This is a genomic window from Pseudomonas sp. CYM-20-01 (assembly GCF_023169845.1).
Taxonomy (GTDB): Bacteria; Pseudomonadota; Gammaproteobacteria; order Pseudomonadales; family Pseudomonadaceae; genus Aquipseudomonas; species Aquipseudomonas azotoformans.
On the sequence record NZ_AP025169.1, the window covers coordinates 137400 to 162823 of the forward strand.

Annotated in this window: 25 protein-coding genes; 13 read left to right on the forward strand and 12 right to left on the reverse strand. The window is 61.5% G+C overall.

The annotated features are described in order from the left end of the window. Nucleotide 1: 1 nt before the first annotated feature. A complete protein-coding gene (locus tag M2497_RS00600) occupies nucleotides 2-1417 on the reverse strand; it encodes an acetyl-CoA carboxylase biotin carboxylase subunit (protein WP_003195732.1) in 1416 nt (471 codons plus the stop codon). 195 nt (nucleotides 1418-1612) lie between these two features. On the opposite strand from M2497_RS00600, the gene M2497_RS00605 reads away from it, so the two are divergent. Then, nucleotides 1613-2587 carry a LysR family transcriptional regulator gene (locus tag M2497_RS00605; protein ID WP_248485423.1) on the forward strand — a complete coding sequence of 325 codons (975 nt, stop codon included), beginning with the start codon at nucleotides 1613-1615 and terminating at the stop codon, nucleotides 2585-2587. On the opposite strand, the gene M2497_RS00610 is transcribed toward M2497_RS00605, so the two are convergent. From M2497_RS00610 to M2497_RS00620, 3 genes are all read right to left on the reverse strand, one after another. Then, on the reverse strand, nucleotides 2517-2714 hold the full coding sequence (locus M2497_RS00610) for a hypothetical protein (RefSeq protein ID WP_248485424.1): 198 nt from the start codon (nucleotides 2712-2714) through the stop codon (nucleotides 2517-2519). The two genes, M2497_RS00605 and M2497_RS00610, sit on opposite strands and share 71 nt — an antisense overlap. Nucleotides 2715-2929: 215 nt before the next feature. Then, the gene (hexR, locus tag M2497_RS00615) at nucleotides 2930-3796 is read right to left on the reverse strand and encodes a transcriptional regulator HexR (protein WP_003177007.1); all 867 of its coding nucleotides are present in this window, start codon (nucleotides 3794-3796) and stop codon (nucleotides 2930-2932) included. Nucleotides 3797-3958: 162 nt separating this feature from the next. Continuing rightward, entirely contained in the window at nucleotides 3959-6832 is a 2874-nt protein-coding gene (locus M2497_RS00620; protein ID WP_248485426.1) for an EAL domain-containing protein, read from the reverse strand. A 245-nt stretch (nucleotides 6833-7077) separates the two neighbouring features. Here M2497_RS00620 and uvrD point away from each other — a divergent pair, with 245 nt between their 5' ends. The 3 genes from uvrD (at nucleotide 7078) to M2497_RS00635 (ending at nucleotide 10854) form a co-directional block, all read left to right on the forward strand. Beyond that, nucleotides 7078-9261 (forward strand): DNA helicase II, encoded by a 2184-nt coding sequence (uvrD, locus tag M2497_RS00625; protein WP_248485428.1) that lies wholly within the window; start codon nucleotides 7078-7080, stop codon nucleotides 9259-9261. A 189-nt stretch (nucleotides 9262-9450) separates the two neighbouring features. Next, complete coding sequence (locus tag M2497_RS00630; RefSeq protein ID WP_248485430.1) at nucleotides 9451-10311, forward strand: Tim44 domain-containing protein; 861 nt, start codon at nucleotides 9451-9453, stop codon at nucleotides 10309-10311. Nucleotides 10312-10446: 135 nt separating this feature from the next. Beyond that, entirely contained in the window at nucleotides 10447-10854 is a 408-nt protein-coding gene (locus M2497_RS00635; protein ID WP_028618538.1) for an SMI1/KNR4 family protein, read from the forward strand. A gap of 102 nt (nucleotides 10855-10956) precedes the next feature. On the opposite strand, the gene M2497_RS00640 is transcribed toward M2497_RS00635, so the two are convergent. Next, nucleotides 10957-12720 (reverse strand): cation:proton antiporter, encoded by a 1764-nt coding sequence (locus tag M2497_RS00640; RefSeq protein WP_058424318.1) that lies wholly within the window; start codon nucleotides 12718-12720, stop codon nucleotides 10957-10959. 291 nt (nucleotides 12721-13011) lie between these two features. Between M2497_RS00640 and M2497_RS00645 the strand changes: the two genes are divergently transcribed. Then, complete coding sequence (locus M2497_RS00645) at nucleotides 13012-13497, forward strand: acyl-CoA thioesterase (RefSeq protein WP_033897247.1); 486 nt, start codon at nucleotides 13012-13014, stop codon at nucleotides 13495-13497. A 36-nt stretch (nucleotides 13498-13533) separates the two neighbouring features. Here the strand turns inward: M2497_RS00645 and M2497_RS00650 are convergent, their stop codons facing one another. Together M2497_RS00650 and pdxY are read right to left on the reverse strand one after the other, a co-directional pair. Then, nucleotides 13534-14562, reverse strand: coding sequence for a hypothetical protein (locus M2497_RS00650; RefSeq protein ID WP_248485432.1), 1029 nt, complete (start codon nucleotides 14560-14562; stop codon nucleotides 13534-13536). An 82-nt stretch (nucleotides 14563-14644) separates the two neighbouring features. After that, a complete protein-coding gene (gene pdxY, locus M2497_RS00655; protein ID WP_248485433.1) occupies nucleotides 14645-15517 on the reverse strand; it encodes a pyridoxal kinase PdxY in 873 nt (290 codons plus the stop codon). 117 nt (nucleotides 15518-15634) lie between these two features. On the opposite strand from pdxY, the gene M2497_RS00660 reads away from it, so the two are divergent. Continuing rightward, nucleotides 15635-16030, forward strand: coding sequence for a DUF3301 domain-containing protein (locus M2497_RS00660; protein WP_058424321.1), 396 nt, complete (start codon nucleotides 15635-15637; stop codon nucleotides 16028-16030). On the opposite strand, the gene M2497_RS00665 is transcribed toward M2497_RS00660, so the two are convergent. Genes M2497_RS00665 through dksA form a run of 4 tightly spaced genes read right to left on the reverse strand, consistent with a single transcriptional unit; the run spans nucleotide 16024 to nucleotide 19315 of the window. Further along, nucleotides 16024-16986 (reverse strand): CobW family GTP-binding protein, encoded by a 963-nt coding sequence (locus tag M2497_RS00665; protein ID WP_248485434.1) that lies wholly within the window; start codon nucleotides 16984-16986, stop codon nucleotides 16024-16026. The genes M2497_RS00660 and M2497_RS00665 overlap by 7 nt on opposite strands. Nucleotides 16987-17030: 44 nt before the next feature. Then, the gene (locus M2497_RS00670) at nucleotides 17031-17675 is read right to left on the reverse strand and encodes a DUF1826 domain-containing protein (protein WP_248485435.1); all 645 of its coding nucleotides are present in this window, start codon (nucleotides 17673-17675) and stop codon (nucleotides 17031-17033) included. Further along, a complete protein-coding gene (zigA, locus tag M2497_RS00675) occupies nucleotides 17675-18883 on the reverse strand; it encodes a zinc metallochaperone GTPase ZigA (RefSeq protein ID WP_248485436.1) in 1209 nt (402 codons plus the stop codon). The genes M2497_RS00670 and zigA overlap by 1 nt, the downstream gene beginning before the upstream one ends. A 27-nt stretch (nucleotides 18884-18910) precedes the next feature. Continuing rightward, nucleotides 18911-19315 carry an RNA polymerase-binding protein DksA gene (dksA, locus tag M2497_RS00680; protein WP_248485437.1) on the reverse strand — a complete coding sequence of 135 codons (405 nt, stop codon included), beginning with the start codon at nucleotides 19313-19315 and terminating at the stop codon, nucleotides 18911-18913. A 127-nt stretch (nucleotides 19316-19442) separates the two neighbouring features. On the opposite strand from dksA, the gene M2497_RS00685 reads away from it, so the two are divergent. Next, a complete protein-coding gene (locus M2497_RS00685; RefSeq protein WP_071494687.1) occupies nucleotides 19443-19811 on the forward strand; it encodes a glutamine synthetase in 369 nt (122 codons plus the stop codon). Here the strand turns inward: M2497_RS00685 and M2497_RS00690 are convergent. After that, nucleotides 19808-21010: an N-acetylmuramoyl-L-alanine amidase gene (locus M2497_RS00690; protein WP_248485438.1), complete on the reverse strand. Its 1203-nt coding sequence runs from the start codon at nucleotides 21008-21010 to the stop codon at nucleotides 19808-19810. The genes M2497_RS00685 and M2497_RS00690 overlap by 4 nt on opposite strands. Nucleotides 21011-21137: 127 nt before the next feature. Here M2497_RS00690 and folE2 point away from each other — a divergent pair, with 127 nt between their 5' ends. Genes folE2 through M2497_RS00720 form a run of 6 tightly spaced genes read left to right on the forward strand, consistent with a single transcriptional unit; the run spans nucleotide 21138 to nucleotide 25422 of the window. Beyond that, nucleotides 21138-22034: a GTP cyclohydrolase FolE2 gene (folE2, locus tag M2497_RS00695; protein ID WP_248485439.1), complete on the forward strand. Its 897-nt coding sequence runs from the start codon at nucleotides 21138-21140 to the stop codon at nucleotides 22032-22034. After that, on the forward strand, nucleotides 22031-22699 hold the full coding sequence (locus M2497_RS00700; RefSeq protein WP_248485440.1) for an ATP-binding cassette domain-containing protein: 669 nt from the start codon (nucleotides 22031-22033) through the stop codon (nucleotides 22697-22699). The genes folE2 and M2497_RS00700 overlap by 4 nt, the downstream gene beginning before the upstream one ends. Then, on the forward strand, nucleotides 22699-23565 hold the full coding sequence (locus M2497_RS00705) for a metal ABC transporter permease (RefSeq protein ID WP_071494690.1): 867 nt from the start codon (nucleotides 22699-22701) through the stop codon (nucleotides 23563-23565). Before M2497_RS00700 ends, M2497_RS00705 begins: the two co-directional genes overlap by 1 nt. 11 nt (nucleotides 23566-23576) lie before the next feature. Continuing rightward, complete coding sequence (locus M2497_RS00710) at nucleotides 23577-24455, forward strand: metal ABC transporter substrate-binding protein (RefSeq protein ID WP_248485441.1); 879 nt, start codon at nucleotides 23577-23579, stop codon at nucleotides 24453-24455. After that, the gene (hisI, locus tag M2497_RS00715; protein ID WP_071494692.1) at nucleotides 24452-24865 is read left to right on the forward strand and encodes a phosphoribosyl-AMP cyclohydrolase; all 414 of its coding nucleotides are present in this window, start codon (nucleotides 24452-24454) and stop codon (nucleotides 24863-24865) included. Before M2497_RS00710 ends, hisI begins: the two co-directional genes overlap by 4 nt. Beyond that, entirely contained in the window at nucleotides 24862-25422 is a 561-nt protein-coding gene (locus tag M2497_RS00720; RefSeq protein ID WP_058424331.1) for a DapH/DapD/GlmU-related protein, read from the forward strand. The genes hisI and M2497_RS00720 overlap by 4 nt, the downstream gene beginning before the upstream one ends. Nucleotides 25423-25424 lie beyond the last annotated feature (2 nt).

The following is a 25424-nucleotide window of genomic DNA, read 5'->3' on the forward strand; positions in this document are numbered from 1 at the left end:
CTCACAGGCCTGCGTGGGCGGCGATGGCGGCGGCGATGGCCAGGGCCAGCTCTTCGGGTTTGCGCTTGATCGAGTAGTTGGTCAGCTCAGGGTGGCTTTCCACGAAGCTGGTGTTGAACTGGCCGCTGCGGAATTCCGGGTTGCGCAGGATTTCCTGGTAGTAGGCGGCAGTGGTCTTCACGCCTTGCAGGCGCATGTCATCCAGGGCGCGCAGGCCGCGGTCCATGGCTTCTTCCCAGGTCAACGCCCACACCACCAGTTTCAGGCACATAGAGTCGTAGAACGGCGGGATGGTGTAGCCGGTGTAGATCGCCGTGTCGGTACGCACGCCGGGACCGCCGGGCGCGTAGTAACGGGTGATCTTGCCGAAGCTGGGCAGGAAGTTGTTTTTCGGGTCTTCGGCGTTGATACGGAACTGCAACGCGAAACCACGGTGCTGGATGTCTTCCTGCTTCACCGACAGTGGCAGGCCGGAGGCGATGCGGATCTGTTCGCGGACGATGTCGATCCCGGTGATTTCTTCGGTGATGGTGTGTTCCACCTGCACCCGGGTGTTCATCTCCATGAAGTACACCTCGCCCTCGGCGAGCAGGAACTCCACGGTGCCGGCGTTCTCATAGCCCACGGCCTTGGCGGCGCGCACCGACAGGTCGCCGATGTAGGCGCGCTGTTCAGGGGTCAGTTGCGGGCTCGGGGCGATTTCGATGAGCTTCTGGTTGCGACGCTGGATCGAGCAATCGCGCTCGAACAGGTGCACCACGTTGCCGAAGCTGTCACCGAGGATCTGCGCCTCAATGTGCTTGGGATTGACGATGCATTTTTCCAGGAACACTTCCGCCGAGCCGAAGGCCTTGGTGGCCTCGGAAATCACGCGGGGGAAGGCTTGTTCAAGTTCTTCGCGGCTGTTGCAGCGACGGATACCACGACCACCACCACCGGACGTGGCCTTGAGCATCACCGGGTAACCAATGCGGTCGCCTTCGGTGAGTGCCTCGTGGATATCCGCGACGTTGCCTTCGGTGCCCGGCGTGACCGGCACACCGGCCTTGATCATGCTGCGGCGCGCTTCGGTCTTGTCGCCCATGCGGCGAATGACTTCGGCCGATGGGCCAATGAATTTGATGCCGCGTTCGGCGCAGATGTCTGCCAGTTCGGCATTTTCCGACAGGAAGCCATAGCCGGGGTGCAGCGCATCGCAGCCGGTTTCCACCGCCAGGTTCACCAGCTTGCGCGGGTTCAGGTAGCCGGCCAGGGGCTCGGCACCGATGCTGTGGGCTTCGTCGGCACGCTTGACGTGCAACGCGTGGCGGTCGGCGTCGGAGTAGACCGCGACCGAGCGAATGCCCATCTCGGCGCAGGCACGCACGATTCGTACGGCAATTTCACCACGGTTGGCGATCAGGATCTTTTTTATCACTTGGAAATTCCCTTGAGCCGATTGCTGCGTTCTTCGACCCACTGGAGCCGGGTCGGCGCGTGACCAAATGTTTCATGACAGTCGCGAGACACACACTAAGCCCGCCAAGGGATTAACAAAAATCAATAATTATTGGGTCGGGCATAAGTAAAGACTTATAGTTGTCCGAACAGCCGGTGGCGAGAGAATTAGAAAATGCGTAAGTCATTGATGCGACTGACATTGCGTCAATTGCAGATCTTCCATGAGGTGTGCGATTTGCGCTCCTACAGCCGTGCGGCCGAGGAAATGTCCCTCACGCAACCAGCCGTCAGCCTGCAAATCCGTCAACTGGAAGAGCTGATCGGCCAGCCGCTGTTCGATTACGTGGGCAAAAAGCTCTACATGACCGAGGCTGCCGAAGCCCTGCAGCGCGCCAGTCGCGACATCTTCGGGCGCCTGGAAAACCTCGATATGCAGCTTTCGGACATGCAGGGTTCGTTGCAGGGCCAGCTGAAACTGGCGATTGAATCCAGCGCCAAGTACTTCGTGCCGCACCTGTTCGCCGCCTTCAAGCGTCAGCATCCGGAAGTGCAGTTGCAATTGACGGTGGTGAACCGCGCCCAGGTGATTCGCCGGCTTTCGGACAACCGCGACGACCTGGTGATCATGTCCATGGTGCCCCAGGACATGGGCCTGGAATTCCTGCCCTTCCTCAACAACCCGATTGTCGCTGTGGCGCCTCCCGACCACCCCTTGAGCCTGCAAGGCCCGCTGCGCCTGCAGGACCTGGAGCCCTACACGCTGTTGCTGCGCGAACCAGGTTCCGGCACGCGACTGGCCTGCGAGGAGTACTTCAAGGAAAAACGCGTGCACTTCACCCAGACGGTGGAAGTGGCCTCGGCCGAGGCGCAGCGTGAGTGTGTCTGTGCAGGATTGGGCGTGGCCCTGTTGACGCGCCACGCGGTCAACATGGAGCTGGCCACCGGCGGGCTCAAGGAGCTGCCGGTGGAAGAACTGCCGCTGTACCGCAGTTGGTGCCTGGTGCAGGCCAAGGCCAAGCGCCTGTCACCGGTGGCCCATGCGTTCCTGGGCTTTATCCGCAGCGAACGGGTGCAGATCAGCGTGCTGGCTGAGCGCTTCGCTGGGAAGCCGCGGGTGCCTGCCAGTGGAGTTCCGGGTAGTCACTGATACTCTGGAGCAACTGGCGCTCCTCACAACGGTCTTCGATTGCGCGACGGAACGCCATGCGGCGTTGGTCTTCCTGCTGACGACGGGTTTTGACGGAGCTGTTGCTGTCTTCGTAAGTCCGGGCCATTTGGAGTCTCCCAATGCGAGTACGGGGAGTTCAGGATGGCCTTGGGGAGTTACGGTTTGGCGGCACACGCATGACAAGACGATGAACATTCCTGATCTGTAGGAAATCCAAATGTGGGAGGGGGCTTGCCCCCCATAGCAGTGGGTCAGCCAATGCATTTGGTGACTGATACACCGTAATCGGGGGCAAGCCCCCTCCCACATTTTGACCTCAGGTCAATCGTCGAGGGCTTTGACGGATTTCGGTGACAGGCGAAGGCTGCGCAGACTGCGCTTCACGCTCTTGAGGTGGTTGACCAGGCTCGGCCCACGCGCCATGGCCACGCCCATCGCCAGCACGTCGATCACCACCAGGTGGGCGATGCGCGAAGTCAGCGGCGTGTAGATTTCGGTGTCTTCGTGCACGTCGATCGCCAGGTTGACCGTAGACAGTTCCGCCAACGGCGTCTGGCTTGGGCACAGGGTGATCAGCGATGCACCACTTTCACGCACCAGGTTGGCGGTGATCAGCAGGTCTTTGGAGCGGCCCGACTGGGAAATGCAGATGGCCACGTCCGTAGGCTTCAAGGTCACCGCCGACATGGCTTGCATGTGCGGGTCGCTGTAGGCCGCGGCGGTGAGCAGCAAACGGAAGAATTTGTGCTGGGCATCAGCTGCCACCGCGCCCGAAGCACCAAAGCCATAGAACTCCACGCGCTGGGCCTGGGACATCGCCGTCACGGCCTTTTGCAACTCCACCGGGTCGAGCTTCTCGCGCACTTCCATGAGGGTGTGCAAGGTGGTGTCGAAGATTTTCAGGCTGTAGTCGGCGACAGAGTCGTCTTCATGGATCGCAAATTGGCCGAAGCTGGCGCCAGCGGCCAGGCTTTGCGCCAGCTTGAGTTTCAAGTCCTGGAACCCGGAGCAACCAATAGCGCGGCAGAAGCGCACGATGGTCGGTTCGCTGATACCCACGCTATGGGCCAGGTCGGCCATGGAACTGTGCATCACAGCCGCAGGGTCAAGCAGCACGTGATCGGCAACCTTGAGCTCCGATTTGCGTAACAGGTGGCGCGACTGGGCGATATGTTGCAACAGGTTCAAAGGGCAGGACTCTTGTTATGGGCAGGGCCAGGGATGTAGCAAGCTTGTAGTTATACTACAAGAATTGCCGTTTTGCCCGTCCGACGCATCACTAAATCGCCCTGCCCCCCCTTTGAATCTAAGGGCAGCCGCGTTGTAGCCACAGGGGCGTCCCCAGCGTCGTTAAGGAAATTCTGCATTTTTCCGTAACAAATCTGCCAACCCATCAGCTTGCATCGGCCGACTGATCAGATAGCCCTGCACTTCGTCACAACGCTCACCCCGCAGGAAATCCAGCTGTTGCTGATCTTCCACACCCTCCGCCACCACCTTCAGCGCCAGCCCGTGGGCCATGGCGATGATTGCCCGAGTGATGGCCGCGTCTTCGCGCCCCTGACCCAGGCCGCGGATGAAGGTCTGGTCGATCTTCACGTAGTCCACGGGAATGCGCTTGAGGTAGCTGAGTGACGAATAGCCGGTGCCGAAGTCGTCAATCGCCAGCTTCACCCCCAGGTCTCGCAGTTGCTGGAAGGTCGCGATGATGTGTTCGACGCTGTCGAGCAATTGGCTTTCGGTCAGCTCCAGCTCCAGGTATTGCGGGTCCAGGCCGGTTTCTTCGAGCACCTGGCGTACCAGGCTGACCAACTTGCCCTGGCGCAGTTGGTGTACCGAGAGGTTCACCGATACCCGGATCGGCGCCAACCCCTGGCGCTGCCACTCGCAGGCTTGCCAGCAGGCCTCGCGCAGCACGAATTCGCCCAGGGGTACGATCAGGCCGGTCTCTTCGGCCAGGCCGATAAAGTCCCCCGGCGGCACCATGCCCCACTGCGGGTGCTCCCAACGGATCAGCGCCTCGGCCGCGTTGAGCTTGCCAGTGGCCAGGCACAGTTTCGGTTGATAGAACACCGTGAGCTGACGCTCTTCGATGGCCTTGCGCAGGTGGTTTTCCAGCTGCAAGCGCTCCAGGGTGCTGGCTTGCAGGCTGTCGGTGTAAAACTGGAAGTTATTGCCGCCCAAGTGTTTGGCGTGCTGCATGGCCATGTTCGATTGGCTGACCAACGCGGAAATTTCCCGCGCGTTGTCCGGCAACAGGCTGACGCCCATGGAGGCACTCACCACCAACTCGTGCCCCTCCACCGTCACCGGCACCCGCAGTTTGGCCAGCAGCCGCGTAGCGACCCGCGCCAGGCTCGACAGGTTGCCGTAGGCGTCGAACAACACAGCAAACTCATCCCCCGACAGCCGTGCAATGGTGTCGGCCTCGGGCAAGGCGTTGATTAAGCGTCGCGCCATTTTCTGCAACAACTGGTCGGCGACTTCATGGCCCAGGCTGTCGTTGAGCAGTTTGAAGCGGTCCAGGTTGATGTGCAGCAACGCCAGGCTGCGCCCACCCTGGCGTACGCGCTGGTGAGCTTCGCGCAACCGTTCGCGGAACAGCGAGCGGTTGGCCAGGCCGGTCAGTTCGTCGTAGTGAGTGAGGTAGCGCATACGCTCTTCGGACTCACGCCGTGCTGAAAGATCGGCGAAGAAGCCCACGATATGGCTGACTTTTCCTCGAATATCACGCACGACATTCAATTGCAGCCACTGCGGATACAGCTCGCCGTTTTTGCGTGTCTCCACCAATTCGCCCTGCCACGTGCCGTGGCTGAGCAACGCCTGGCGGATCACCGGGAAATGGCGGCGGGCGTCACGGCTGCTGGGCAGTTCCACCACGTTGCGGCCAATCATGTCGTCGGTTTCAAACCCCGTGACACGGCTGAAGGCTTGGTTGACGGCAATCAGCTTGTAGTCCGGATCAAGGATCACAATGCCTTCGCTGGCGGCTTCAAATACGGTCGAGGCCAACCGCTGCTGTTCCTCCAGGGCCTTGCCGGCGCTGATATCGCGGCGCGTCCCCAGCATGCGCGTGACCCGGCCGCTGGGCGCACGCTCCACGGCGCGGCCACGGTCTTCGATCCACACCCAGTGCCCGTCGCCATGGCGCACGCGGTATTCCACCTGGTAGTCCTCGCTGCGGCCCTTGAGGTGTTCCACCAGGGCACGCTTGAGCAGCGGCAGGTCTTCGGGGTGCAGGCGCGGCTTGAGGTGGCTGAGCATTGCCGTTACGTACTCCGGCTCCAGGCCGAACAGCTCCTTGAGCTGGGTGTGATGGACCTCGTCGGTTTGCAGGTTCCAGTCCCACAGGCCCAGTTCACTGGCTTGCAGGGCCATGGCCAGGCGCGCTTCGCTTTTATTCAGGGCCAGGCTGGCGGCGTCCAGTTCCTGGCTGCGCTGTGCCACACGGTCTTGCAGGCCGGTCTGGGCTTCGCGCAGTTCCTGTTCGACTTGGCGACGCTGCTCGACTTCGCGCACCAGTTCCTGATTGAGTTGCTCGCTGCGCTGCTGCGCCTGTTGCAGGTGCTCGATCAGCGCCTGGTTCTGGAAGCGGCGCAACAACCCGCGCTGAATCAGGCGATTGACCTGCCACGCCACCAGGCTCAAGGACGCCAGCAGGATCAGGCCAAGTACACCCCAGCCGCGCTGCTGCGGGTCGCCACTCCAGAACAGGTAGAGGATGGACGGCACCAGGCACGGCAAGGCAAAGGACAGGAACGCCGGCAGGCTCACGGCGTATGCCACGCTGGCCGACAAGGTCGCCGCGCCGATCAGGCCGAACACCCAGGCCTGTTGCATGAAGCTGTCCACCGGCACCAGGGCGATGGCGGCGGTGGCCAGCGTCAGGCCGCTGACCGCCGAGCCGAGCAGGAACATGCGTTGCCACACCGGTTGGGCCTGGCGGCTGGGCATCGCCGAGTCAAACGCGGCCACCTGAATCACACGCATCGCCACCAGGGCCAGCAGCCAGACCAACCAGACGCTGTCCAACAGGTATTGCTGGGGGTTCCACAGTAGCCAGGCGCAGACCAGGCCATTGACCAACATCAACAGGGTCGGCAGCAGCGAGCCTTGATACAGCAGGCGTGTGCGCTCGACCGCCATCTCCGTGGCGTAGTGTTTACGGATAACCTGCGCGGGAGCCGCCGAGGGGCCAAGCAGGTCGGTGCTAAGGGTCATAGGCAGTGTTCTTATAATGGTGAGCCCGAAACGTCGACGGAGCATACACAAGCAAGCGCTTGGGCCAAACTGCTCCATGTCATAAAACCGCACGCTCATGCCGCGCAAACTTCCGGGCCAGACGGCTTGAGTGAGACGCGGCGCGGGCTGTGGCCATTGACCGACCGGTCATCACCCCGCAGGTTTGCCTCGACCACCCGGCATTGTTATTTGCCCCACTCCCCCGGGGGCCATAGAATACGCCGATGCGCGATGATCTTTCCCTTTTGCTGAACTCCCTCAACGATGCCCAACGCCAGGCCGTAGCGGCCCCCGTTGGCCGTCAGTTGGTCCTGGCCGGTGCTGGCTCCGGTAAAACCCGAGTGCTGGTGCACCGTATCGCCTGGTTGATCCAGGTCGAAAACGCGTCCCCGCATTCCATCCTGTCGGTGACCTTCACCAACAAGGCCGCTGCCGAGATGCGCCACCGCATCGAACAGCTGATGGGCATCAGCCCGGCCGGCATGTGGGTAGGCACTTTCCACGGCCTGGCGCACCGCTTGCTGCGGGCGCATTGGCAGGAAGCGGGCCTGGCCCAGACCTTCCAGATCCTCGACAGCGATGACCAGCAACGCCTGGTCAAGCGGGTGATCCGCGAGCTGGGCCTCGACGAACAACGCTGGCCCGCGCGCCAGGCGCAATGGTTTATCAACGGCCAGAAAGACGAAGGCCTGCGCCCGCAACATATCCAGGCCAGCGGCGATCTGTTCCTGGCCACCATGCGCAGCATCTATGAGGCCTACGAGGCCGCCTGCGTGCGCGCCGGGGTCATCGACTTCTCCGAACTGCTGCTGCGTGCCCTCGACCTGTGGCGCGATAACCCAGGCTTGCTGGCGCATTACCAGAAACGTTTCCGCCACATCCTGGTGGACGAGTTCCAGGACACCAACGCCGTGCAGTACGCCTGGCTGCGCCTGCTGGCCAAAGGTGGCGACAGCCTGATGGTGGTGGGCGACGACGACCAGTCGATCTACGGCTGGCGTGGCGCGAAAATCGAGAACATCTACCAGTATTCCGAAGACTTCCCGGACGCGGTCACCATCCGCCTGGAGCAGAACTATCGCTCCACTGCCGGAATCCTCAAGGCGGCCAACGCCTTGATTGCCAACAACACCGGGCGCCTGGGCAAAGAACTGTGGACCGACGGCGGCGAAGGCGAAGCGATCAACCTGTACGCCGCGTTCAACGAACACGATGAAGCGCGCTACGTGGTGGAAACCATCGAAAGTGCGCTGAAAACCGGCCTGGCGCGCAGCGACATCGCGATCCTGTACCGCTCCAACGCCCAATCGCGGGTCCTGGAAGAAGCCTTGCTACGCGAACGTATCCCGTACCGCATCTATGGCGGCCAGCGCTTCTTCGAGCGGGCCGAGATCAAGAACGCCATGGCTTACCTGCGCTTGCTGGAAGGCCGTGGCAACGATGCGGCGCTGGAACGGGTGATCAATATCCCGGCCCGTGGCATCGGCGAAAAAACCGTCGAAGCCATTCGTGACCACGCACGCCACGCCGATGTGTCGATGTGGGAAGCCATGCGCCTGCTCATCGCCAATAAAGGCCTGACCGGTCGTGCGGCGGGTGCGCTGGGTGTGTTTGTCGAGCTGATCGAGAACCTGGCGGCCAAGTGCGCGGAAATGCCCCTGCATTTGATGACCCAGACCGTCATCGAGCAGTCCGGGCTGATCGCCTACCACGAAGCGGAAAAAGGCGAGAAAGGCCAGGCCCGGGTAGAAAACCTTGAGGAACTGGTCAGCGCTGCCCGTGCGTTCGAAAACACCGAGGAAGACGAAGAGCTGACCCCGCTGGCCGCATTCCTCGGCCACGCGTCGCTGGAAGCCGGTGATACCCAGGCCGACGAGCATGAAGACAGCGTCCAGCTGATGACCTTGCACAGCGCCAAGGGCCTCGAATTCCCGTATGTGTTCCTGGTGGGCATGGAAGAAGGCCTGTTCCCGCACAAGATGAGCCTGGAAGAGCCCGGCCGCCTTGAGGAAGAACGTCGCCTGGCCTACGTGGGCATCACCCGGGCGATGCAGAACCTGGTGATGACCTACGCCGAGACCCGACGCCTGTACGGCAGCGAGACCTACAACAAGGTGTCGCGCTTCGTACGTGAAGTACCGAAGGGGCTGATCCAGGAAGTGCGCCTGTCCAACAGCGTCAGCCGCCCGTTCGGTGGTGGACAGCAGCAGAACTCCAGCAGCATGTTCGCCGGCTCCGAGATTCCGGAAACCCAGTTCAGCCTTGGCCAACAGGTCAGGCATTCGGTATTCGGCGAAGGGGTGATCCTCAATTTCGAAGGCGCGGGTGCCCAGGCGCGCGTGCAGGTGAATTTCGCCGAAGGCAGCAAGTGGCTGATGATGGGTTACGCGAAGCTCGAAGCCATTTGAAACATTTGCCCACATGAAGGTTTTTGGCCCGCCCTTGTTTTTAACGAGCGCGGGCCAATATCTGTAATAAGTCCTACAGACCACTCTGAATCGGTCCTACGCAAAAGCCCGAAACATTATGCCGCTAGCCACTGTCACCACACCTGTGCAACATGGCGCGCGTGCAATCCACAAATGGGAATTCCCTTTATGAAACGTTTTCTTAGCATCGCCATGGCGTTGTGCATCGGCCTGACGATGAGCCTCGACGCCAACGCCAAACGCTTCGGTGGCGGCAAAAGCTCAGGCGCAGCACCGACTCACCAGACTAGCCAAATGGCTCCATCCGGCGGTGCTGCGGCCACCGCAGGCGCCGCCGGTGCTGCAGGCGCTGCAGCCAAGGCCGGCGGTGCTTCGCGCTGGTTGGGCCCTCTTGCCGGCATCGCCGCCGGTGGCCTGCTCGCCTCCATGTTCATGGGCGGCGGCTTCCAGGGCATGCAGATCTTCGACATCCTGATCATGGCGGTCATCGCCTTCCTGGTCTTCCGCTTTATCGCCGCCCGTCGCCGCAAGCAGCAGGAGCACATGGCTCCAGCCGGCGCGCCGATGCAGCGTGAAGTGTTCGAGCAAAAACCAGCCATGGGCTCGATCTTCGGTGGTTCGCCAGCGCCAGCTGCGGCCCGTCCGGTGATCAACGCACCGGCCTGGTTCAACGAAGAACGTTTCGTCGAAGCGGCCCGCAGCCACTTCCAGTCCCTGCAACAGCACTGGGACGCCAACGAAATGGACAAGATCGCCGAGTTCGTGACCCCGCAACTGCTGGAGTTCCTCAAGCGCGAACGCGCCGAGATTGGCGATGCATTCCAGTCGACTTACATCGACGACCTGCGCGTGCAACTGGACGGTGTGGATGATCGCGCCGACAAGACCATCGCCACCCTGACCTTCAGCGGTGTGTCGAAGTCCTCGCGTTTCGACCAGGGCGAAGTGTTCAGCGAAAGCTGGAACATGGAACGTGCCCAGGGCGATAACCAGCCATGGCTGGTCGCCGGTATCCGCCAGAACGGCTGATCCCTGCACGCTTGGTAAACAGATACAAAAAACCCCGGACCTGTCCGGGGTTTTCTATTTCACGGTTGCACTTATAGCGAGCTACTGTATAAAACGCCCCTATAAACCGCGCCATCTAGCAAGAGGATCCCGGCCGTGGAAGAAATCATCGAACAATTGCGTGAAGCCAACGAACCGGTCCCGGTTCCCTTGGAGCTGCCTGACGAAGACCAACTGGTGGAGATCGAGGAACAACTGTTCATCGACATCCCGTTTGTCTTCCGTGAATTCCTGCTGACCGTCAGCGACGTGGTGTACGGCAGCCTGGAGCCGGTGACCGTCACCGACCCGCAGTCCCACACCTATCTGCCGGACGTGGCCGCCAACGCCTGGGACGCCGGTGTCGACCGCAGCCTGATCCCGATCTGCCAGGACGGCGACGACTACTACTGCGTCGAAGAAGACGGCACCGTGGTGCTGTGGTCCGGCGAAGAAGAAATCGTCACCGAAGAAACCTGGGAATCGGTGTGGCACTGGGCGCGGGACGTCTGGCTGGAAAGCTGACAGCGTTGCTAGGCTGCCATGCTTCCTATGGTGAGCCGGCTTGCTGTGGCGAGCGGGCTTGCCCCGCGTCGGGCTGCGAAGCAGCCCCCCCAAAAAATCCCCTCAATGCTCCGGCGTATCCTTATGGTTATCCAGCGTCTCCAACAAGGCAACCTGCATCCGCGTATGCACGCGGATGAACCAGCGCCAGAGCACCGCCGCCACCGCCGCCGTGACCACGGCGATCAGCACCAGCAACTTGTTGGTCGGCAGAATACTGGCCGACAAGGCTGCCAATAGCAGGAAGATCACCAGCAGCGAGAGGATCGGGATCAGTTCCGCGATCACCCTTCGCACACGCTGGGTATGCCGCCCGGCCATTTCCGGCTTCACGCTCATCTCCGCCAGCAGCATCGACAGCGCCTTGAGCTTGCGGTATGCCGCAATCAAGAACGGCAGCGACAACAGCAACGCCCCGCCCCAGATCAACGCCTTCTGCCAGCTCGGATCGCTGATCCAGCCTTCCAGATACCCACCGATGCGCGCCGCGAAAAAGCCGCCGGCAAAGAAGATCGCAATCACCAGTGCCAGGTTAACGCCCACTTGCAGGATGATCTTGCGGATCATCGACGCCAGCATCGCCCCCTCGCCCTGGGGTTGAATGCTGCGCAGCCATTCGCCATACATGCCGAATACTCGGCTCATACGCTGGGGCATGACCGACGCGATCTTCAACGACAGCGGGTCGGCACCGCGAATCAGGTACGGCGTGAGCAGTGTGGTGATGGCCGAAACCGCTACCGCCACCGGGTAGAGGAAATCACTGGTCACCTGCAGCGTCATCCCCAGCGCCGCGATGATGAACGAAAACTCGCCAATCTGTGACAGCCCCATGCCCACGCGCAGTGAGGTGCGGCCATCATTGCCGGCGATAAACGCCCCCAGGCCGCAGGACAGCATCTTGCCCAGCACCACGGCCACGGTGATCACCGCAATCGGCCAGGCGTATTGCAGTAGGATCTGCGGGTCGATCATCAAGCCGATGGCGACAAAGAAGATAGCACTGAACATGTCGCGAACTGGCTCGATCAGGCGCTCGATCTTAATCAACTGCCGAGATTCGGCCATGATTGCGCCGATCAGGAACGCGCCCAGCACCATGCTGTATTCCAGTTTGACCACCAGCAGGCAGAAACCGAAACACAACCCCAGTACGGTGATCAGCAACATCTCGTTGCTTTCGAATTTGGCCACGTAGGCCAGCAAACGCGGTACCAGCAAAATGCCGATGACCAGCGCGACAATCATGAACAGCGAGAGCTTGCCGACTGTGGAGAACACCTCGCCGGAGCTGACCGTACCGCTGACGGCAATGCTCGACAGCAAGGCGATGATGCCAATGCCGAGGATGTCCTCGACGATCAGCACGCCAAAAATCAGTTGAGCGAAACGCTGGTTCTTCATCTTCAGGTCATTGAGCGCCTTGACGATGATGGTGGTCGAGGAAATCGCCAGGATCGCGCCGAGGAACAGTGAATCCATGGTATTCCAGTCGAACCAGCGGCCGATTTCGTAGCCGATCCAGATCATCAGGATGATTTCCAGGAAGGCCGCGATAAACGCGGTGGCGCCGACCTTGAACAGTTTGCGCAGGCTGAATTCCAGGCCCAGGCAGAACATCAGGAAGATCACCCCCAGCTCGGCGAGGGTCTTGATAGTGTCTTCGTCGTGGATCAGACCGAACGGCGGGGTGTGGGGGCCGATGATGAACCCGGCGACGATGTAGCCCAGCACCACCGGCTGCTTGAGGCGGTGAAACAGGATGGTGACAACCCCTGCCACCAGCATGATCACGGCCAAGTCCTGGATAAAGCTGATGGCGTGCATGGCGAGGGGCTCCTTGAGGGTACTGGCGCTTTTCCCACTTCCGCGCGCGCCTTTGAAATGTCGCAAAGTGCGGAAGGAAAAGTCTGCCTTGATCGTAAGAAATGCCCTGAGATGGGCTTTTGAAGGTTAACACCGCGACTTCCGCCGGAAAGCCGGTGCAATATATGGAAACAGATCGGTGCGCGCGTGACGGCAAGCCCCCTACCGGCGTCCCGTTATGGATGGTTCTGCAAAGATTCCAGCACCCGCAGAGGTGCCCCCCAACCAATGCCTACAACCCGTGAGTGTGCTATGGAACCCGGAAACGCCCAGCTGTCGATGACGGTATTGATGACCCCTGACATGGCCAACTTCTCAGGCAATGTCCACGGCGGCACCCTGCTCAAGTACCTCGACGAAGTGGCCTACGCCTGCGCGAGCCGTTATGCCGGCCGCTATGTGGTCACGCTGTCGGTGGACCAGGTGATCTTCCGCGAGCCGATCCATGTCGGCGAGCTGGTGACCTTCCTCGCGTCGGTCAACTACACCGGCAACACCTCGATGGAGGTGGGCATCAAGGTGGTGACCGAGAACATCCGCGAACGCTCGGTGCGCCATACCAACAGCTGCTTCTTCACCATGGTCGCGGTGGACGACCAGCGCAAACCGGCCGCCGTGCCCCCGCTGCAACCACAGAACAGCGAAGACAAGCGCCGGTTCGTGCAAGCCCAGCAGCGCCGGCAGATCCGTCAGGAACTGGAAAAGCGCTACCAGGAAATCAAGGCAGACGCGCTGTAGGCCCTTTCCCCGTTGTAGGAGCGAACAACCGCGCTCCTACAATCGCCAGCACTGATCATCGTGGGCACAGACATCAAAGCGCTGGTCCAACTGGCTCATGCGCTCCATATGATGGTTCACGATGTCCACCATCACCGCTTTGCTGGTGTTTTTGTAGTACTGCGCCATCAACTTGTCGTTCGCCTTGACGCGCTCGACCACGGCGGCGTCCGTCGGGTTCTGCCATTGCTCCAGGATGGCATCTTCGGTGCCGCTCAGGCGCATGCGGTAAACCCGCTCATAAAGCGCCAGGGTACGCGCCTTGCGGCCGGCCATTTCCTGATTCACCAGTGCATAGTTCTGACGGTACTGAACCCAATAGTCGTCAGGTGGCGTGAATGAGCCGAATCGCGCCTTGCGCTCGGCGATTGACTCTTCGACGGCTTGCGGACGCTGCGCGGTGTCAGGCTCCATCAACGTGATGAGTTGCATATGGGTTTCAACGATCGCGTTGATCAGCGCGGTACGGTGTGGCGTATCCGGGATCACCTTGCCGAATATCGGGCTTTTGCCCGCGCACGATGGCATGCCGTTCTCGAATATCGGCTGTGGAATGCGCACATCTTTGCCACCCGAGCGCGTCAGGCGCTGCAACGAGGTCGTGCAGATGCCACGCGCCATATCGAAGGTCACTTCGTACTCTTCCCCGGCCTTTGGCGTGATGCTCATTGATTTGCCGCAGACATAGCTGCCGCCATTGGTGTTGATCATCAACATGGTTTCTTTGCCGGGTGCCAGCTTGAACTCCAGCAAGCCTCTGGCCGTGGCCGGCGGGGGCACCGACATGCCGACACGCCGCCGGGTATCGACCAGGAAAATATTGTTGAGCATGCCGGTGGTCTGGCCCATGCAATGCTGCGCATCGTAGACGTCGATGGTGGTATTGGAGGTATTGGAGATGAAGCGCAGCTTGGCAGCGTCCGGCTCGGTGGCGTCAGGGTAAGTACCGTTCACACTGCAACCGGCCAGCAACGATGTCAGCACCAGGGCGGTCAGTGCCCGTGGCGAAGGGAATACGGGGGACATGGTTCTTCCTTGAAAAGCACAGGGGACTAAGAGGCGCCCGATAGTACCGGACGCCCTTTGCCTGGCTCAATCAGGAATATTCCTACAACCCGATAGGCGTGGCTTCGAAACGCACGCGAGGATGGGCAATGCGGTCCTGGGCGCGCACCAGGTCCAGTTCGTAACTGGCGCAGGCCTGGGTTTCCAACAGCACTTCATGGACCGCTGCGGCGGTGAATTCGAAGGCGGCGAGCAGGCTGTCGCCCAACAGAACACGCGCCAGAAACAGCCCCGAGGTCAAATCGCCGACGCCCACCGGCTGACGGGGGAACGCCAGCAGCGGCCGGCGCAAATGCCAGCTACCATCGGCGGTCACCAGTAGCATCTCGAAACCGTCCGGCAACTTGCCTGGATAATCCAGGTGTTTGACCAATACGGCCTTCGGCCCACGCGCCAGCAACGCCTTGGCCATGGCCAGGCAATCGAACAGCGATTGCGGCTTGCGCCCGGCAAAGCTGTCCAACTCCAACTGGTTGGGGCACAGGAAGTCGGCCATGGCCGCGGCTTCGTCCAGCAGGAAATCGCTGACTTCCTGGGGCACGATGCAGCCCTTTTCAGGATGCCCCATCACCGGGTCGCACAGGTACAGGGCCTTGGGGTTGATGGCCTTGATGCGCGCAACGCCGGTCAGAATCGCCCGGCCCTGATCGGCGCTGCCCAGGTAGCCGGACAGAATCGCATCGCAATTGCCCAGCTCGCCGATGGCGGCAATGCCTTCCACCAACGCGGGAATCTGCTGTGGCGCCAACACTTCTCCCGCCCATTGGCCATACTGGGTGTGGTTGGAGAACTGCACCGTGTTCAGCGGCCACACGTTCACCCCCACGCGCTGCATGGGGAACACGGCGGCGCTGTTTCCGGCGTGGCCAAAGACCACATGAGACTGGATCGCAAGCAGATGAGGTGTGCGTTTCATGCGGGAGATTTCCGTAAAACCAATGAAATTCTGGCCGCGCAGTATGCGACTAAACGCAGCCTGTACGACAGACCGGCGACACAGTTAAGCTGCTCTCACTTTGTTGGAGTTTTTCGCATGCTGACCCTGGGAAACATGTTCGTGTTGATGCTGCTGGCGACCGGTGCCGCCTGGGTATGGCATAACCACGGCCTGCGCGAGCGGGCGCTGGAGCGGGTCAAGCAACATTGCGCCAAGCTCGACATCGAACTGCTGGACGGTGCGGTGGCACTCAAGCGCATCGGCTTTGTAAAGGATGCCAACGGTCGGCGGCGCCTGGCGCGCATCTACAACTTCGAGTTCACCGTGACCGGTGAAACCCGCCATCCAGGGACTATCACCCAGTTCGGTGCCCACAGTGCGCAGATCGAACTGGCGCCCTACCCGTTCGAGATCAAGACGCCGCTGCCCAGTGCCGAGGTGATTGAGCTGAGCCAGTGGCGCCAGGACCATGCGTCCAAGAACCGTCACTGACGACTGGCGGCCAGCGCACGCTGTAACACATCCACGTCCTGTGGCTCGCTGAAGATCAATTCGATACGCGAATCGCGGCGCCATTCGCTGGGTTGCCAGCTGAGCGGGCCGTTATCCACAGCGTTGGCGGACACCCAGCCTTCGGCACTGTGGATAACCAGCTTGGCGCGGCGCCAATCAAGGCTTGTAAGCCAGTTATGCAGCTGCGGGGTGTCGAACTGCTGGCTGGGGTGCCAGCGCCAGCCAATGCTCCAACCGCCCTCTTGAGCCTGACTCAGGCAAATGGGTTGGTCAGGATCGGTCCAGATAGCCGGCATTTGCCCCAGGCCTGTGGGCACGGCGAAGTTACCCACAGCCGCAACAGCCCGTGCGTCAAGGCCAGGTAAATGCGCCAGCGGTAGATGCGCCTGGCGAGTCCAGTAAAGCGGGCATTCGGGTAACTGGCGCTCGATCACCTCGCGCTGCGCTGCATTCAGTGCTTCGTCCTTGTTCAATACCAGCAACCCGGCACTCGCCAACGCTTCCTGCTGCGCTGGGGGCAAGGGTTTGCCCGCCGCCAGCGCTTGCGCATCCAGCACCAGCACGCACGGCTGGACGGCCAGCACGTTGTGCCACGGCGCTTCGCGCAACTGCTTGAGCAACTGCGCCGGATGACCCAGGCCCGAGGGTTCGATAAACAACCGATCAGGCTTGGCCTTACGCAACAAGCGACCCAAGCCTACTTGGAACGGAGCGCCATTCACACAACACAGGCAACCTCCCGCAACTTCGCCCAAGGCAATGCCGTCGTCATCTTGCGTGAGCAAGGCAGCGTCCAGGCCGATCTGCCCGAACTCGTTGATCAACACAGCCCAACGCTCATTGGCTGGGCGTTGGGCGAGCAGGTGCTGGATGAGGCTGGTCTTGCCGGCGCCCAAGGGCCCGGCAATCACGTGGGTGGGAATGTTCTGCAGCATGAGAGGCATCGTTCGGACCGTGTAGAGCGTTTGATCCTACGCGGTTATGCGAGCCAATCCAGTGTCAGGATCAAGCGGCGCTCGTCGGCCTTCAGTGCGGGCGAACGGTGAATCAGGCCATGGCCTTCATTGCCATGCCATTTGGTGCCCTTGAGCAAGGCCACTTCGCCGCAGTGGATCTGCTCGATACGCTCGGTGGGTTCGGCGTCCGGCTGGCTGAGTTTGCGACGGTCCATCACGCCTTCACGCAACCACTGGCTGCCAACCCCGGCATAGGTGGTGATCAGACGCACCGGCACGTGGTCGACGTGAAAACGCGGGCACATGGCTTTATCCAACAGACGCAGGCGCACGCCGATCCGCTTGGCGCCGAGCAGGCAGGCGAACGCACTGACCAGCCACGACACATCGGCGATAAAGCCTTCGTAGCCCTCAAGATCACGACAACTGGACGCCAAACCCTGCAAGTTGGGCTCGGCATCTTCATTGTTGAGCTCGATGACCATGGAGTCGGCCAACGGCTCGTTGAGCGACACCAACAAGGCGCCGAACTCGGCGATGTGCAGCGGCAACTGACGCTGCCACAGCGCCAGGTTGACGCCGTCTTCGAGGATATCGGACAGCGCCAGCGGGGTGTCACCGCAGGTCTGGCGAATCACGGGACGCAGGGGAATCACCGGGGCCAGCATCAGGCGGCTGCCTCCTCATACCAGGGGCCAAAAGGGTCGGCCAGCAGGCGCCAGCCTTCGACGCTCAGGGCCATTTCTTCATCGGTGAGCAAGCACGCATCCAACTCGGCGCGCATTCGGGTGAAGTCGATGTTCTGGCCGATAAACACCAGCTCCTGGCGGCAGTCGCCAGTGCTCAGTTGCCAGTTGCCCATGATCGCCGCGATGCTCTCTTCGTCCTGAGGCCATTGGCTTTTGGGCACAAAGCGCCACCAGCGGCCGGCAAACCCATGACGCATCAGGCCACCGGCCTGGGACCAACTGCCCGCATCCTGGTGTTTGCTGGCCAGCCAGAAAAACCCCTTGGAGCGCAGCAGTTTGCCGTTGACCCAGGGGCGGTCGATAAAGTCGAAAAAGCGCTGCGGATGAAACGGGCGGCGCGCGCGGTAAGCGGTGGAGGCGATGCCGTATTCCTCGGTTTCCGGCACATGTTCACCGCGCAATTCCTGCAGCCAGCCCGGCGCCTGGGCGGCGCGCTCGAAGTCGAAACGGCCGGTGTTGAGGATCTTGTTCAGCGGCACTTCGCCCATGACCATCGGGATGATTTCCGCCTGGGCGTTGAGGCGCTCGAGGATTGCCATCAACTCTTCACGTTCGCGGCTGCTGATCAGGTCGATCTTGCTGATAAGGATCACGTCGGCGAATTCGATCTGCTCGATCAGCAGGTCGGTGATGGAGCGCTCGTCTTCTTCACCGAGGGTTTCACCGCGCGAGGCCAGGCTTTCGGCGGCCTGGTAGTCGAGCAGGAAGTTCATGCCGTCGACCACGGTGACCATGGTGTCCAGACGGGCGATGTCGGCCAGGCTTTGCTCGTTCTCGTCACGAAAGGTGAAGGTCTCGGCCACCGGCAAGGGCTCGGAGATGCCGGTGGATTCGATCAGCAGGTAATCGAAGCGACCTTCCTTGGCGAGTTTTCCGACTTCTTCCAGCAAGTCTTCACGCAAGGTGCAGCAGATGCAGCCGTTGCTCATCTCCACCAGTTTTTCTTCGGCACGGTTGAGGGTGACGTCGCGCTGGACTTCGCTGCCATCGATGTTGATTTCGCTCATATCGTTGACGATCACCGCCACCCGCAGATTTTCGCGGTTGCGCAGGACATAGTTAAGCAGCGTGCTTTTACCGGCGCCGAGAAAGCCGGACAACACAGTAACGGGGAGGCGATTGGGCATCAGGTATTCCTCATCAGGGTTGGCCGGTCAAATCGCCCGTTTATGGCGTTCGCGCAGCTCTTCACGTTCTTTGGCTTCGATACACAGGGTGGCGGTAGGACGCAGCAACAAGCGCTTCAGGCCGATGGGCTCGCCAGTCTCGCGGCACCAGCCGTACTCGCCGCGCGCCAGCAATTCGAGGGCGTCGTCGATCTTGTCCAGCAGCTTCTTTTCCCGCTCCAGCAGGCGCAGTTGCCATTGACGCTGTTCTTCAGCGCTACCGACATCGGCCGGGTCGCTGTTGGTTTCCTGCTCGCGCAGCAGCAGGAATTGGGCGTCGATACGCGCTTGCAGCTCTTTGCGTTGGGCCAGCAGCAACTCACGGAAGAAGCCTTGTTGGGCCTCATTCATGTAGTCGTCGGGCAGCTGGGCCAGCAGGTCTTGTTCGGTCATGGAGAGCGGTTCACGGGTCAGGCTGTGCTTTTATGTTATAGTATAACAATACAAATAAGCCAATACCCTCTTGCTCACCACGACGAAGGGCGCAATGCTTGAACACTTCCCTGCCGCGAGAAACCTGATGAAATACCTGGTGTGCGCCCTGTTTTTGGCTGCGGCGGGACCTGCCTGCGCCCAGGCCCCCAGCCTGTTGGCCCACTGCACGCGCAGCGCCAACCTGCTGGCTTGTGTGGATCCATTGGGCAATGCCTACAGCGTGGCGACCGTCGGCAGTACCACGTATTTGCGCGGGTATGAGGTGATCGGCAAGCGCTACTGGGCGCAGACCAACAGCCGCTACGGGCAGCTGACGTTCTTTACCGGGTTGGCGTCGGATGGTGAGGCGTGGGTCGGCTACACGCGGCGCGTGGGCTGGACCACCCTCAACCGGTTTTCCAGTTCGGGTGGCGCCAGCGCCAAATTCACCTGCAGCCGTATAACGGGTTGCTAGACCTGGGCGTTCTTCTGTTCCTGCACCCACGCCATGTAGCTGTTCATCGGTGGGTTCTTCTGGAAATACTTTTTCAAGCCTTCGAACAACCCATCGGCAACTGCCTGTTGATGCCGCGCGGTGACCAGCCGCGCGCTGTCCCGCGCATTGGAAATAAACCCGGTTTCCACCAAAATCGATGGCACGTCGGGTGACTTGAGCACCGCGAATCCCGCCTGTTCCACGCGTTTCTGATGCAGGCTGGTGATGCCTTCCAGGCTGCCCAGGATCGAATTGCCCAGTTGCAGGCTGGAGGCGATGGTGGCGTTCATCGACATGTCCAGGATCACCCCGGCGAGCATCGGGTCCTTGTCCTTCAGATTCAGCAGGCTGGTGGCGCCAAGCAAATCGGCACCGTTTTCCCGCTGCGCCATGAACCTCGCCGTGGCGGACGTCGCGCCGCCTTCGGACAAGGCATACACCGACGCGCCCGAGGCAGTAATGCGCGGTGCCGCGTCCGCATGCACGGAGATAAACATGTCGGCATTGTGCTTGTGAGCGATCTCCACCCGTTTGCGCAGCGGTACGAAGAAGTCATCGTTGCGCACCAACTTCACATCAAAGCCCTTCTCGCGCTTCAAGCGTTTGGCCAACAGTTGCGCGATGGACAGCACCACGTCTTTTTCGCGCTGGCCCTTGGACCCGACCGCGCCCGGGTCCTTGCCGCCGTGGCCGGGGTCCACCACCACAATGATGTCGCGCTTGGGGTGCGCCTTATCCACGCGCGGCGCAGGTTCGGCGGCAATCTGGCGAGGCGCCTGGGTGGCGTTGGTCAGGTCCAACACCAGGCGATGACCCTGGCCGTCCTGGGGCGGCAATAGAAAGCTGTTGAGCTGCATCGGTGCGACCAGGTCCAGCACGATGCGCGTATCGCCTTTACCAAAATGCCCAGAGCGAATCGAGGTGATGCCGCTGTTCTTCAACGCCAACTGAGAGAAATCACCGCTGAGGCCGGCGCCGCTCAGGTCAATGATCAGGCGTTCCGGCGCGCTCAGGGTGAAGGTCTTGTATTGCACCGGGCCGCTGAGATCGAACACCAACCGCAGCTTGTCGTCCGAGCGCCACAGGCGGGCGTTGCTGATCTGCGTGGCGTGGGCCGCGAATGGCAAGGTGAAAAGAGGGCTGGCCAGAAGCAGGTTAAGAAGCTGACGTCTGTGCATGAAAAGTTACCGCAAAAAGGAGCGTCCCTGCTCGACATGACTGAAAAAAGGCTGGCGCAGAAAAACCATCGTCGACACAATAGTTATACTATAACATGTCTTTTTATTTCCAATGATGGACCTGCTCATGAATGCGCTGACTCTGCCGGATATCGCCGCGCAGGCTTCACGCCAAGCCTTGCCACTCGACTGGGTGGGCATGTGCGGCATCGCCCTGCCAATCCTCATCGACGGCCAACGCCTCACCGCCACCGCCGATGCCGGCGTGAGCCTGGACGATGGCGCCGCCCGTGGCATTCATATGTCACGCCTGTACCTGGCACTGGAGATGCTCGACCAACAGCCACTTACGCCTGCACTTCTGCGTAATGTACTGCAGCGTTTTCTCGACAGTCATGAAGGTTTATCTAATAACGCCTACCTGCGTATCCATACCGATCTGCTGCTCAAGCGCTCGGCGCTGGTCAGCCCGTTGGCCGGCTGGAAAGGCTACCCGGTGAGCATCCAGGCACGCCTGGAAAACCAGATGTTCCACGTGGAACTAAAAATTGACGTTACCTATTCCTCAACCTGCCCGTGCTCCGCTGCCCTCGCCAGGCAATTGATTCAGCAGCAATTTCTTGAAGACTTCGGCAACACGCCGCTGCAGCATGAGGACGTGTTGACCTGGCTCGGCAGCGCCAACGGCATCGTCGCCACGCCCCACAGCCAGCGCAGCAGCGCGCAGTTGCTGATCGAACTGGACGGCGACCAACCCAGCCTGCCCATCACCGAGCTGATCGATAACGTCGAAGCCGCCCTCGGCACTGCCGTACAAACCGCTGTAAAACGCGCGGACGAACAAGCCTTCGCACTGGCCAATGGGCAGAACCTGATGTTCTGCGAAGACGCCGCCCGCCGCCTGAACCTCGCCTTGAAACGCTCGGATGCCGTCAAAGCCTTCCACCTCAAAGTGATCCACGCCGAAAGCCTGCACGCGCACGATGCCGTGGCTGAAAGCCGCTGGACGAGAAACCCTGCATGATCACCTGCACCGCCTTACGCTGGGGCGCCCCGGGCCAACCACTGACGCCCGGCCTCGACCTCACCCTTGAGAAAGGCAGCCTCACCGGCATCATCGGCGCCAACGGCACCGGCAAAAGCAGCCTGCTCAAAGTCATCGCCGGCCTGCAAAAACCCTTGGCGGGCAAGGTCACGGTGGCGGTTCCACGCCGTGGCGGTCTGTCGTTTCTGCCCCAGCAACAGCACCTGGACCGCCAGTTCCCCATCAGCCTGCAGGAACTGATCGCCGCCGGATTCTGGGGCACCCAGCTCTCCCCGCAACAACGCAGCCAGCGCCTTGAAGCCGTGTTGGAGGACTGGTGCCTCAGCGGCCTGGAACACCGCCCGTTGATGGCATTGTCCGGTGGTGAGCTGCAACGCGCGCTGCTCGCCCGCATGAGCCTGGCCGAAGCGCCGGTGCTGCTGCTCGATGAACCCCACGCCGCCCTCGATGAAGAAGGCCAGGCGCTGTGCTGGAAACACATCCACGCCTGGCACGACGCAGGCCGTACGCTGATCGTGGTCTGCCATGACCTCGCTTCCGTGCGCCACCACACCCAGCAGGTGGTGCAGATCAAAAACACCGGCTGCCTGTTCGGCCCCAGCAAAGAGCTGATCCGCCCACAGCCCCAAATGCAGGTGGCCTGATGCACTTCGCCGCCCACCTGTGGATGCCCTTCCTCGACTTCGTATTCATGCGCCGCGCGCTGATCGGCGGACTGGTACTCGCCTGCAGCACCGCACCGCTGGGGGTGTTCCTGATCCTGCGACGCATGAGCCTGATCGGTGACGCTGTGGCTCACGGCATCCTGCCTGGCGCCGCCCTCGGTTTCTGGTTTGCCGGCCTCAGCCTGCCAGCCCTGACCATCGGCGGCCTCGGCGCGGGCCTGAGCATGGCCGGCCTGTCGGCGTGGATCACCCGTCGCACCGGCCTGCGTGAAGACGCCAGCCTCGCCGCCATCTACCCCATCTCCCTCGCCGCCGGCGTGTTGATCCTCGGCATCGCCGGCAAGCGTCTGGATCTGCTGCACCTGCTGTTCGGCTCCGCCCTGGCCGTGGATGAAACCACCCTCACCGGCATGCTCTGGGTCTCGGGGTTCAGCCTGATCGCCATGGCGGTGATCTACAGACCGCTGTTGCTGGACACCCTCGACCCGCTGTTCCTGCAAACCGTCAGCCGCCTCGGCCCACTGGCCCACGGGTTGTTCCTGACCCTGGTGGTGCTGAACCTGGTGATCGGTTTCCAGGCCATCGGCGCCTTGATGGTGGTGGGTTTGATGATGCTGCCGGCCATCGCTTCGCGTTTCTGGAGCCGGCGCCTGCCGGTGTTGATCGCAGTATCGGCGGTGCTGGGATGCCTGTCGGTATGGCTGGGTTTGTTGCTTTCGTTCTACTACTCGCTGCCCAGCGGCCCGGCCATCGTGCTGGTGGCCGGCGCCGGGTATCTGCTGTCCGTGGTCTTCGGTCCGGTGCACGGCTTGCTGCGCCGCCCGCCCTCCCTTACATCCCAATGAGGTGTTTCCCGATGCGCGCTTTACTCGTGCTGTTCAGTCTGCTGCTGCCGCTGTCGATGGCCCAGGCCGCCGACAAACTCCAGGTGGTGACCAGCTTCAGTATTCTCGATGACATCACCCACCAGATTGGTGGCGATCACATCCAGATCAGCAACATGGTCGGCCCCGACGCCGACGCCCATACCTACGAGCCAACGCCGGACGATGCCAAGGCGTTGCTCAAGGCCAAGCTGATCATCAAGAACGGCCTGGGCTTCGAGCCGTGGCTGGACCGCCTGGTGGCCAGCACCGAAACCAAGGCCACCGTGGTCACCGCCAGCAAAGGCGTGATTTCCCACACCATGGAAGAAGACGGCGAAACCATTCCTGACCCACACGCCTGGCATAACCTGGCCAACGCCGAAATCTACGTGAACAACATCACCAAGGCGCTGGTCGCCGCCGACCCGGCGAACAAGGCGGATTACCTGCGCAACAGCCAGGCCTACCTGAAAGAAATCTACCGCTTGCTGGCCGAAGCCAAGGCCAAGTTCGGTGCGCTGCCAGCAGGCAACCGCCGCATCGTCACCTCCCATGACGCCTTCGGCTACCTGGGCCAGGCCTACGGCATTGAGTTCCTGGCGCCTCAGGGCTTGTCCACCGAACGTGAACCCTCGGCCGCCGAAGTCGCCGCGCTGATCACCCAGATCCGCAAAGACAAGGTCAAGGCCGTGTTCATGGAAAACATCAAGGACTCGCGCCTGCTCAAGCAGATCGCTGACGAAAGCGGCGCGCAGATCGGCGGCACGCTGTACTCCGATGCCCTTGCCGCAGAAGGCCCGGCCAGCACCTTCACCGGGTTGTTCGAGTACAACCTCAACACCCTGTGTGCGGCCCTGAGCAAGCCATGACCCTGAGCATGCTCGACCTGGAAGGGGCTGCCGTGGGCAGCCGCTTTCCACTGGAACCTGTACTCGATGCACTGCCGTGGAACAGCGACGGCCTGATCGCCGCCATTGCCCAGCAACACGGCAGTGGCGCGGTGTTGATGCTGGCCTGGATGAACCGCCAAGCCCTCAAGGAAACCCTGGCCACCGGGCAAGTCTGCTACTGGTCGCGCTCGCGCCAACAGCTATGGCGCAAGGGCGAAAGCTCCGGCCATTGGCAACAGCTGGTCGAAGCACGCCTGGATTGCGACGGCGACGCTGTGTTGCTGATCGTCGACCAGCAAGGCCCGGCGTGTCACACCGGCCGCCCCACCTGCTTCTACAACGCTATCGATGGCGACCACGTTCACATCATCACGGAGCCCTCAGCATGATCCGCAAAAACCCGTCCGGCGATCTTCCCGTCATTGCCGAATCGGCCTACGTCGACAAGACCGCAATCATCTGCGGCAAGGTCATCATCGGCGAGAACGTCTTCGTCGGCCCCTACGCGGTGATCCGCGCCGATGAAGTCGACGCCAGCGGGGACATGGACCCGATCACCATCGGCGCCAACTCCAACATCCAGGACGGCGTGGTCATCCACTCCAAGTCCGGCGCGGCCGTGACCATCGGCGAGTTCACCTCCATTGCTCACCGCTCCATCGTCCACGGACCCTGCAGCGTCGGCGACCGTGTGTTCATCGGCTTCAACAGCGTACTGTTCAACTGTGCCGTGGGCGATGGCTGCGTAGTGCGCCACAACTCGGTGGTCGACGGCCGCGATTTGCCCGCCGCCTTCTACGTGCCCTCCACCACCCGCATCGGGCCCAACACCGACCTGTCGCAATTCCCGCCGGTGAGCGTGAGCGCCTCGGAGTTTTCCGAAGACGTGGCGCGTACCAACGTCGACCTGGTGCGCGGCTACAAAGCCCTGCAAAACGAGTTCTGAGC